We start from the raw sequence: 9434 nt of genomic DNA, 5'->3' as shown, positions 1-9434 counted from the left end.
TGGCACGGGCTGCGCCCGTGTTCGCGGGCACGCCCGCTCCCACAAGGATTGCGCAAGCGCCTGGAAAACAGGTCGGTTTTCAACTCACCATCGGCACATGCCGCGGGTGGCTGCTGACCCGCTCCAGCCAGGCCCTTACCGCCGGGTACTCTGCCAGGTCGAACCCGCCCTGCTGCGCCACATGGGTGTAGGCATACAACGCCACATCGGCAATCGAGTACTGATCACCCACCAGGTAAGGCGTCATCTGCAACTGCCGTTCCATCACCTTCAGCGCCTTGTAGCCGCCCTTGTGCAACTTGCGGTACTCGTCCAGGCGCTCGTCCGGCAGCCCCAGGTAGAACTGGATGAACCGCGCCACGGCAATGTACGGCTCATGGCTGTACTGCTCGAAAAACTGCCACTGCAGCACCTGGGTACGCAGGCGCGGTTCGCTGGGCAGGAACTCGCTACCATCGGCCAGGTAGTTGAGAATGGCGTTGGACTCCCACAGGTAGCTACCGTCTTCCAGTTCCAGCACCGGTACCTTGCCGTTAGGGTTCATCGCAAGAAACTCGGGCGTTTCGGTCTCGCCCTTGAGAATGTCCACCGGGTGCCATTCATACGGCCGGCCCAGCAGGCTCAACATGAGCTTGACCTTGTAACAGTTACCCGACTGGTAGTCGCCATAAACCTTGTACATCGACCCTCCCTGCAAAGCAGTTTCGCAATTGCGCCCAATATTTGGCGACTGTACGGCTAAAAGCAATGGCCGCTGTATGGCAAGGATCAACCTTGCTCGCTGTAGTCTGAAAAAACTGCTTACACCTTTACAAGGATTTTATTCATGACCGATGCCACTTCCGCACGCCTGCGGCCCCTGGCAGACACCTCCCCCTCGGCGGTGGTCGCCGGCTTCATTGCCATGCTCACCGGCTATACCAGTTCGCTGGTGTTGATGTTTCAGGCCGGCCAGGCGGCCGGGCTGACCACCGCGCAGATCTCGTCATGGATCTGGGCGCTGTCGATCGGCATGGCGGTATGCAGCATCGGCCTGTCGCTACGCTACCGCACACCGGTCACCGTCGCCTGGTCCACCCCCGGCGCGGCGCTGCTGATCACCAGCCTGGGTGGGGTCAGCTATGGCGAAGCCATTGGCGCCTACATCACCTGCGCCTTGCTGGTGCTGGTGTGCGGCCTGACCGGCAGCTTCGAGCGCCTGGTCAAACGCATCCCGGCCTCGCTGGCCTCGGCGCTGCTGGCGGGCATCCTGTTCAAGATCGGCAGCGAAATCTTCGTGGCCGCGCAGCACCGCACGCTGCTGGTGCTGGGCATGTTCTTCAGCTATCTGCTGGTCAAGCGCCTGTCGCCGCGTTATTGCGTGCTGGCCGCGCTGCTGGTGGGCACGGCATTGTCCGGCGCGTTGGGCCTGCTGGACTTCAGCGGCTTCCACCTGGAAGTGGCCAAGCCGGTGTGGACCACACCAAGCTTCTCGCTGGCGGCAACCATCAGCATCGGCATTCCGCTGTTCGTGGTGGCCATGACCTCGCAGAACATGCCTGGCGTGGCCGTTCTGCGTGCCGACGGCTACCAGGTACCGGCCTCGCCGCTGATTTCGGCCACTGGCTTTGCCTCGCTGCTGCTGGCGCCGTTCGGCTCGCATGGGGTCAACCTGGCGGCGATCAGCGCGGCGATCTGCACCGGGCCGCATGCCCATGAAGACCCGGCCAAACGCTACACCGCGGCAGTGTGGTGCGGGATTTTCTACGGCATTGCCGGGGTGTTCGGCGCCACCTTGGCGGCACTGTTCGCGGCATTGCCGAAAGAACTGGTGCTGTCGATTGCGGCACTGGCCCTGTTTGGTTCGATCATGAACGGTTTGACCGTGGCCATGAGCGAGGCGCGTGAGCGGGAGGCTGCGGTGATCACCTTTATGGTGACCGCTTCGGGGCTGACCTTGTTTTCGATTGGTTCGGCGTTCTGGGGGATTGTGGCGGGGGTGTTGGCCTTGGTGATTCTTAACCCGCGCAGGGGGTGAGGGTTGTTGTTGCCTGTGGCGGCCTATTCGCGGGTAAACCCGCTCCTACAACGGGAAATCACAAAACCCGCGAATGGGCCGGCACAGACAACGAGATTACAACCTGAAATGCCCCACCATGCCCTTCAAATCGGTGCCCAGCTGCGCCAGCTCGACACTGGACCGGGCATTGTCCTGCATCGCCAATGCCGCCTGGTCCGCACTACCACGAATCTGCGTGACACTGCGGCTGATCTCTTCCGCCACCGAACTCTGCTGCTCGGCCGCTGCGGCAATCTGCTGGTTCATCTGCTGAATCAATGACACCGCTGCGGCAATGCTACCCAGCGCACTTTCGGTCTGCAGTGCATCGGCCACGGCCAGCCGTACCAGCTCGGTACTGCCGCGGATCTGCGCCACCGACTGCTGGGCATTGCCGCGCAGGCTGGCCACCAAGGTCTCGATCTGTTCGGTGGATTGCCGGGTACGCCGCGCCAGGGCGCGCACTTCATCGGCCACCACGGCAAAGCCGCGCCCCTGCTCGCCGGCACGGGCAGCCTCGATGGCAGCATTAAGCGCCAGCAGGTTGGTTTGCTCGGCCACGCTCTTGATCACTTCCAGCACGTCACCAATGGTGTGGATTTCGGCACTGAGGCTGTCGATGCCGGCGCTGGCAGCTTCTGCCGCCGACGCCAGCTGCTCGATGCGCTGCATGCTCTGGCGCACCACCTGCTGGCCGGTGCCGACCTTCTCGTCCGCGGCCTGGGCCGCCTGCGCCGCCTCCTCGGCATTGCGCGCCACATCGTGCACGGTGGCAGTCATCTGCTGCATGGCGGTCGCCACCTGTTCGGTTTCCTCCTTCTGGCTGCCCACCTCGCGGTTGGTCTGCTCGGTCACCGTCGACAACGCCTGGGCGCTGCCGGCCAATTGTTCGATACCCTGCTGCAAGCCGCTGACTATGCCCGAGAGCCCCGCCGCCATCTGCTGCATGGCCTGCATCAGTTGCCCCACCTCATCCCGGCGCGGCGCCTGGGCGTCGAAGCCCAGTTCACCCGCCGCAATGCGCTGGGCGCGGGCGATCACATGCTTCAAAGGGCCAACCACAGCCCGGGTAATCAGCCAGGCGGCCAATACGCCGACGAGCAACGCCAGCGCCGTGGCCAGGCCGATGGCGATGGCATTGCGCTGCAGCTCGCCTTGCAGGGCCTGCTCCTGCCCAAGATAGGCTTGGTCGACACGCCCGGTAACCCGCTCGGCGCTGGCTTGCAACTGCGCCTTCAGCCCCTGCTCGCGGGCCAGTTGGTCGGTGTATTCGTTGAGTTTTTCCGAGAAACTGCCAATGTGCCCCGCCACTTCGCCCAACACACTCTGGTAACCGGCATCGCCAACCGCGCCTTGCAACTGGCTGACCAAGCCAGCGGCCTCCACCGTCTGGGCAATACGCTCCTGGCTCACACCCTCCTCGCCCTTGCGGCTTTTTTCCAGGCGTACCCGGGCTTCGTCCATGGCCTGCAGCATCAGCCGCGACACCTGGGCCACCTGCGCGGCTTGCTCAAGAAACTCGCCACCCTGCTGGCCCTGGGACTGCTTGAGGGTGTACACGCCGTCATCGGCCAGGCCGGCCTGCAGCACATCAAGGTTGTTGGACACGTTGGACACCGACCAGCTGGCCATGTCCAGCGCCAGCTCCTTGGCTTGCACGGCCTCGACAAAGGCTTCGAATGCCTGGCCATAGGCGGCGAGATCGGTTTGCGCCGCCGCCAGCGCCGGCAGGCCTCGGGCGCGTTCGACCAAACCCTGCAGGCCGCCACGCAAAGCGTCGGCCTGCTGCATGTCGGAGCGCAGGGCAAACGCCTGCTCATGTTCGCGCAAGCGCAGCAAGTCGGTATTGAACTGGGCCAGCTTGCGCAAGCTGTCGAAGCGCTGGCCAACGCTTTGCAACGCCACGACGCCGATAGCCGCCACCGCCAGCGTCAGCAGCAGCACCAAGGCAAAGCCCAGGCCAAGTTTGCGGGCCATGCCCAGGTTGGCCAGCACACCGTGCTTGCTCGTGCCCATCACCGATCCCCTTTCAGCCAGTGAGGTTATTCCGAAGGCTAAGGGTGGCAACGTTATCTGCCAATGAACAAGGGCCTGGCGTCAGAATAGTGTCAAATAGCTATGTCTTGTCGTTTTTGGCTGCAAAAGGGTCGCTTTCAGTGCCAGCTGTAAAAGATATCACTAGGCCATCAATGATAGCCCGTCCCTCAACCTGCGACGGCACCTGCCCATATTAAATCGACGCAAGTAAAACATTCATTTATTCCAATCCACACTTTATCGAACACTATTGACGCCATTAAATTTGCGCCAAAAGTGGGGTATTGAAATTTTTTTAAACACCCCTGCACACAATAAAAACGTCGCTATCGTGATCGGTAACTGGCCCGTTCTCCGGACCTGCAGTGCACCCTGGAGTTTGCAATGAAAACAGCCATGTTTACTGCTGTGGTCACCCCGTTGCTGCTGTTCACTGTGCCAACCGTTGGCTATGCCGAAACTTCCACCGCCCCGTTGTTCACCCTTGGCTTACAAGGGAGCTACACCCAACTGGAACTCAACGGCCGTAATAATGAAACCGAAGATATGCCCGAAGGTGGCTTATTCATTAACTACGGCAACAAGATGACGGCCAGGCAAGGCCTTGTCTACCAGGCCGAAGCCAGCGGCATGTACTCGAAACAGCATGACCAGAAGCTCAAGGACGGCCAGGCCGACCTGGACCTGGGTTGGCGGTTGGCACTGGCCGAACGGCATTCAGTCGACCTGCTGCTGGGCGCCGGTTACAAATGGAACCGGTTGGAACCCAATACCAGCCGCCATGATGTCGACCTTACCAACCGCACGCCGTTCGCCAAGCTGGCGGCGGGGTACAATTACCGCTTCAATAATGCCACCTTGCGTTTCGAAGCGGGGATACGCCAGGTTATCAATGGCGATTCGCAATTGAAAATACATGGCATCAGCAACGAAGAGGTTGACTTGAAAGGTACCACCAACCCCTTTGCCGAACTTAGTGTGTTGTTCAACCAACACGGTGCTGTGCCGGTATACGCTTCGCTTTACTTCAGCCGCTACAACTATGAACTGGACGGGCAGTTCCTGATGACTGACTCGGACGAACAAACCCGTGACGAGTACGGCCTGAAAATAGGCGTCAGCTTTTAGCCAGGTGGCCGGCTGGCTGCCCGGCTTGCTCAGAACGGCCTGGGCACGCCCCTCCTGTCCATACGCGACATCGTAGGCTTTGGCCTGGTGATCGCATTTGTCAGGGGCGGGCTTGCCCACAAAGCAGCCCGCACGGCATCCACTCAGATCGCCGTAGCCCCACCATCCACCGTCAGGCAATGCCCGGTGGTAAACGCCGCGCCATCACTGCACAGGTACAGCACAGCGCTGGCGATTTCCTCGACCTTGCCAATGCGCCCCACCGGGTGCATGGCTGCGGCGAACTCGGCCTTGCGCGGGTCGGCCTGGTAGGCGCGGCGGAACATGTCGGTGTCGATCACGGCCGGGCACACTGCGTTCACGCGGATGCCCTTCTTGGCGTACTCGATGGCCGCCGACTTGGTCAGGCCGATGACCGCATGCTTGCTGGCGCTGTAGATGCTCATCTTTGGCGCCGCCCCTAGCCCCGCCACCGACGCGGTATTGACGATGGCCCCACCGCCTTGGGCCAGCAACAAGGGCAACTGATATTTCATGCACAACCACACGCCCTTCACGTTCACGCCCATGATGGCATCGAACTCCGCTTCGCTGCCTTCGGCCAGGCGGTGTTGCTCGATCTCGATCCCGGCGTTGTTGAAGGCGTAGTCCAGCCGGCCGTATGCGGCAATCAGGCGCTCATGCAACTGGCGCACCTCGGCGTCGCGGGTCACGTCGCAGGCAATGAACAGCGCTTCGCCGCCCGCCGCGTGGATCTGCGCCACGGTGGCCTCGCCGCCGACCGGGTCGAGGTCGGCCACCACCACTTTCATGCCCTCGTGGGCGAACGCCAGGGCGGTTGCCCGGCCGATACCGGCAGCCGCGCCGGTCACCATAGCTACCTGGCCAGAAAACGTCATGCTCATCGCGTGCTCCTGTGAGGGTTTGGGGTGGGGTTCAGAGCATAGTCAGCCACCACTCGGCCGGGCAGCATCATCACAGCAACGGTTGGGCTACCATGCTTGTCAGTGATTTTAAGGAACCGTCTTCATCAACAAGGTAGATTGAACGCCTTACGCCCTCCACCGCCCACAAGGACCCGCCATGACCCAGACCAACCGCCGCTTCCTGCTTGCCAAACGCCCGGTCGGCGCCGTGCGCCGTGACGACTTCAGCTTCGAGACCGTACCCGCCGAACAACCCGGCGAAGGCCAGGTACTGGTGCGCAACCTGTACCTGTCGCTGGACCCGGCCATGCGTGGCTGGATGAACGAAGGCAAGTCCTACATCCCGCCCGTGGCCCTGGGCCAGGTAATGCGTGCGCTGGGTGTGGGTGAGGTGGTTGCCTCCAATCACCCCGGCTACCAGCCCGGCGACCACGTGAGCGGCGCCCTCGGTGTGCAGGACTACTTCACCGGCGAGCCCCAGGGCCTGCACAAGATCGACCCCAAGCTGGCCCCCCTGCCCCGTTACCTGTCAGCCTTGGGCATGACCGGCATGACCGCCTACTTCGCCCTGCTGGAGGTCGGCCAACCCAAAGCTGGCGATACCGTGGTCATTTCCGGCGCGGCCGGTGCGGTGGGCAGCATTGTCGGGCAGATTGCCAAGATCAAAGGCTGCCGCGTGGTCGGCATTGCCGGCGGTGCCGAGAAGTGCCAGTACCTGAAGGACGAACTGGGCTTTGACGGCGTTATCGACTACAAGGCCGAAGACGTGCTGGCCGGCCTGAAGCGCGAATGCCCCAAAGGCGTGGACGTGTACTTCGACAACGTGGGCGGCGACATCCTCGATGCCGTGCTGACGCGCATTAACTTCAAGGCACGCATTGTGATTTGCGGCGCGATCAGCCAGTACAACAACAAAGAAGCGGTGAAAGGCCCGGCCAACTACCTGTCGCTGCTGGTGAACCGCGCGCGCATGGAAGGTTTTGTGGTGATGGATTACACCAAGGACTACGGCAAGGCCGCGCAGGAGATTGCCGGCTGGTTGGCCAGTGGTCAGGTGAAGAGCAAAGAGGACGTGGTGGAAGGGCTGGAAACCTTCCCGGAGACCTTGTTGAAGCTGTTCAGCGGGGAGAATTTTGGCAAGTTGGTGTTAAAGGTTTAAACGCCCCTGCACGGCACCGATGGCCCGACATAGCCCGTCGTAGGAGCGGGTTCACCCGCGAAAGGGCGGGGCCTGCGGGCCAATTTCCACCGGCCGTTCACCGTTGCCGCCGCCACCGTATTCGCGGGTAAACCCGCTCCTACACGGATCGGGGGCGCAGCCACATCAATGGTTCGACACAGGCATCGGTGGCCCGAAAGGGCCAGGCCTGCCGGCCAATTTCCACCCGCCGTCCACCGTTGCCCCCGCCACCGTATTCGCGGTAACACACATCGGTGGTTCGGCGCAGGCCGTTGTCGGACAGCCGCAGGTTAATTACCCACGAATCTCCGCCACCACCGCTGCCAACGCTTGCGCAGGGTCTGCAGCCTGGCTGATCGGCCGGCCGATTACCAGGTAGTCCGAACCGGCATCCAGTGCCTGGCGTGGGGTGAGGATACGGCGCTGGTCATCCTGCGCGCTGCCCGCCGGGCGAATGCCCGGGGTCACCAATTGCAGCGAGGGATGCGCCGCCTTCAGTGCCGGGGCCTCGAGCGCCGAGCACACCAAACCGTCCATACCCGCTTTTTCCGCCAGCGCCGCCAAACGCAGCACTTGCTCTTGGGGGTCGACATCCAGACCAATGCCGGCCAGATCTTCACGCTCCATGCTGGTCAGCACGGTCACGCCAATCAGCAACGGCTGCGGGCCGCTGCGCTTGGCCAGTTCTTCACGGCAGGCCGCCATCATGCGCAGGCCACCGGAGCAATGCACGTTGACCATCCACACGCCCATCTCGGCGGCAGCCTTTACGGCCATGGCGGTGGTGTTGGGAATGTCGTGGAACTTGAGGTCCAGGAACACTTCGAAGCCCTTGTCACACAGGGTTTCGACAATGCCCGAAGCGCTGCTGGTGAACAGCTCCTTGCCAACCTTCACCCGGCACAGCGCAGGGTCAAGCTGGTCAGCCAGCTTCAGGGCGGCCTCACGGGTAGGGAAATCCAGGGCGACGATCAGGGGCGTCTGGCAGGCGGACATGGGCAGGGTCTCTTGGCAAGTCGAAAACGGCGCGCATTGTAAACGAAGTGGCGCAGGCTTTGGGGCCCGCAGGTCACGGAATTGGCCCAACAAGGCCTGGCACCTATAATTGAACCAACGGAACGGGCAATTGCTCAAAATTCATGTAACCGTTGCCCACGGCCCGATCTAAGGAGAACGACAATGCCCTGGTATGCCTGGCTGATACTCATCATAGCCCTCGGCTCGATTGTCGGCGGGTTGATGCTGCTGCGCGACACGGCCAAGAAACTGCCGCTGACCGAAGAACAACTGCGCAAGGTACATCAGCGCAATGCCGAGGCGGATGCCAAGGACGCAGAAGACAGTTAAAACACCCAGACCTTCAGGCGCTGCGCCTGTGGGAGCGCCCATTCCCGGCACGTAAAGGCCGGGCCAGGGCATCACCCCGGCCCCTGCCCGCTTACTCCACCATCACCTTGTCCCGGTTGCGCTCCAGCAACGCATTGCCTATCCCCTTTATCTCCAGCAGCTCATCCACCGAAGCAAACGGCCCATTGGCCTCGCGGTAGGCCACGATAGCCTCCGCCTTGGCCTTGCCAATGCCGTTCAGCTCCTTTTGCAGAGTGAGTGCATCCGCCGTGTTCAAGTCCAGCCTCGGCGCCTGCTGTGCCTGGGCCACCACCGGCACCGGTTCGGCCACTGCCATGTTGCTGGCCGGGGCGGCGCTAAGGGAGAAAGACAAACTGGCGAACAGCGGCAGCAGCAGGTACGACAGAACGTTATTGCGCATGGTCAACACTCCTTGGGTTGGTCATTTTCCAGCAGCCGCTTTCCTTCGGCTGCGCAACCAACCCTAGCGGGTAAGCCGGCCGCACAATACCCAACCTCCCCGGCGAATGGTTACCGAATCGGTCAGCAAAACGCTCAACTTCGCCCACCCACCAACCGTGGCTGTTTTCGCCCCGCTCGGCCCGGCCCTGAATGCACAAGGCCCTGGCCCTGTGCCTGTAGCCAAATCCCCGTTTGTCCGATACCCGCTGCCCACGAATGCCCAGCCATCCTCCTACAACGCCCGCCGAACAAGGCCCGCCCGGTAAACCGCCCTCCCCCAGTCGGTAAGCTTCCCCCCGGCAAACTGGCACGCCAT

The 9434-nt window shown here is 62.2% G+C and carries 9 protein-coding genes and 1 pseudogene; 4 read left to right on the top strand and 6 right to left on the bottom strand.

The window, feature by feature from the left end; genetic code table 11:
* Positions 1–79: 79 nt before the first annotated feature.
* Positions 80–682 carry a glutathione S-transferase family protein gene (locus ACF8FG_RS04105; RefSeq protein WP_119713392.1) on the bottom strand — a complete coding sequence of 201 codons (603 nt, stop codon included), beginning with the start codon at positions 680–682 and terminating at the stop codon, positions 80–82.
* Positions 683–826: 144 nt separating this feature from the next.
* On the opposite strand from ACF8FG_RS04105, the gene ACF8FG_RS04100 reads away from it, so the two are divergent.
* On the top strand, positions 827–2017 hold the full coding sequence (locus tag ACF8FG_RS04100; RefSeq protein WP_003252785.1) for a benzoate/H(+) symporter BenE family transporter: 1191 nt from the start codon (positions 827–829) through the stop codon (positions 2015–2017).
* A 96-nt stretch (positions 2018–2113) separates the two neighbouring features.
* Here ACF8FG_RS04100 and ACF8FG_RS04095 read toward each other — a convergent pair whose 3' ends face one another.
* Both ACF8FG_RS04095 and ACF8FG_RS04090 read right to left on the bottom strand, forming a co-directional pair.
* Positions 2114–2818, bottom strand: a complete 705-nt coding sequence (locus ACF8FG_RS04095) for a methyl-accepting chemotaxis protein (protein ID WP_392518611.1) — start codon at positions 2816–2818, stop codon at positions 2114–2116.
* 204 nt (positions 2819–3022) lie between these two features.
* Positions 3023–3502: pseudogene (locus ACF8FG_RS04090) on the bottom strand (methyl-accepting chemotaxis protein); the annotation flags it as partial.
* Positions 3503–4459: 957 nt separating this feature from the next.
* On the opposite strand from ACF8FG_RS04090, the gene ACF8FG_RS04085 reads away from it, so the two are divergent.
* Complete coding sequence (locus tag ACF8FG_RS04085) at positions 4460–5203, top strand: outer membrane beta-barrel protein (protein ID WP_119713390.1); 744 nt, start codon at positions 4460–4462, stop codon at positions 5201–5203.
* 143 nt (positions 5204–5346) lie between these two features.
* Here ACF8FG_RS04085 and ACF8FG_RS04080 read toward each other — a convergent pair whose 3' ends face one another.
* Entirely contained in the window at positions 5347–6108 is a 762-nt protein-coding gene (locus tag ACF8FG_RS04080) for an SDR family oxidoreductase (RefSeq protein WP_392518610.1), read from the bottom strand.
* Positions 6109–6286: 178 nt separating this feature from the next.
* Here ACF8FG_RS04080 and ACF8FG_RS04075 point away from each other — a divergent pair, with 178 nt between their 5' ends.
* Complete coding sequence (locus tag ACF8FG_RS04075; protein ID WP_014591984.1) at positions 6287–7288, top strand: NADP-dependent oxidoreductase; 1002 nt, start codon at positions 6287–6289, stop codon at positions 7286–7288.
* A 315-nt stretch (positions 7289–7603) separates the two neighbouring features.
* Here ACF8FG_RS04075 and pyrF read toward each other — a convergent pair whose 3' ends face one another.
* Positions 7604–8305, bottom strand: coding sequence for an orotidine-5'-phosphate decarboxylase (gene pyrF, locus ACF8FG_RS04070; protein WP_010952851.1), 702 nt, complete (start codon positions 8303–8305; stop codon positions 7604–7606).
* Between the two features lie 183 nt (positions 8306–8488).
* Here pyrF and ACF8FG_RS04065 point away from each other — a divergent pair, with 183 nt between their 5' ends.
* The gene (locus ACF8FG_RS04065) at positions 8489–8656 is read left to right on the top strand and encodes a DUF2897 family protein (RefSeq protein WP_392518609.1); all 168 of its coding nucleotides are present in this window, start codon (positions 8489–8491) and stop codon (positions 8654–8656) included.
* Positions 8657–8747: 91 nt separating this feature from the next.
* On the opposite strand, the gene ACF8FG_RS04060 is transcribed toward ACF8FG_RS04065, so the two are convergent.
* A complete protein-coding gene (locus ACF8FG_RS04060) occupies positions 8748–9077 on the bottom strand; it encodes a ComEA family DNA-binding protein (RefSeq protein WP_119713388.1) in 330 nt (109 codons plus the stop codon).
* Positions 9078–9434 lie beyond the last annotated feature (357 nt).

This window comes from Pseudomonas sp. YQ_6, assembly GCF_043103245.1.
Taxonomy (GTDB): domain Bacteria; phylum Pseudomonadota; class Gammaproteobacteria; order Pseudomonadales; family Pseudomonadaceae; genus Aquipseudomonas; species Aquipseudomonas alloputida.
The sequence above is the reverse complement of the archived record's forward strand: the minus strand, read 5'-3'. Positions and strand labels throughout refer to the sequence as shown.